Origin of the sequence: Bacillus cereus group sp. BfR-BA-01355 (assembly GCF_022663675.1) — a bacterium.
Lineage (GTDB): Bacteria > Bacillota > Bacilli > Bacillales > Bacillaceae_G > Bacillus_A > Bacillus_A thuringiensis_S.
In genome coordinates, this window is record NZ_JAKUFY010000319.1 from 1 (window position 1) to 425 (window position 425).

Genomic DNA, 425 nt, shown 5'->3' on the forward strand with positions numbered 1-425 from the left:
CTAAAACCGATGTTAGTTATACGGAAGCTCAATATTTAGCGACCATCATCAAGCCTTCCTTGTGGAGGAAGATGTACGGTAACTGTGAGGGCATCCACCTGCGAGTAGCGGGTTTTTGGACATTTACGAGGAGCGGCACGTGCGGGGGTCTTATTTCAACTAACCTTATATAAAATTCCTACGGTGTACGTAGCTTATGCATGTCTTAAACCAATAAGTTTAATATGGAAGTTCAATATTTAAATGTAGCTAACATGCCATCTTTTTAAGAAGGAAGTTACAAACATTTGTGAGAGCATCCACCTGTGAGAGCAGGTTTATGGACATCTAGAGAGAACGGCATATGTGGGGCTATATAAAAACCTTACGTTTTATACGTAAGGTTTTTTTGTTGCATAGATATATCAATATTATCTTGATTCACC

Annotated in this window: 2 other RNA genes; both read left to right on the top strand. The window is 39.1% G+C overall.

Going from position 1 to position 425, the window contains the following annotated elements:
• Positions 1 to 152: non-coding RNA, 6S RNA (ssrS, locus tag MR167_RS31840), on the top strand; the annotation flags it as partial.
• Positions 153 to 172: 20 nt separating this feature from the next.
• Positions 173 to 356: non-coding RNA, 6S RNA (gene ssrS / locus MR167_RS31845), on the top strand.
• Positions 357 to 425 lie beyond the last annotated feature (69 nt).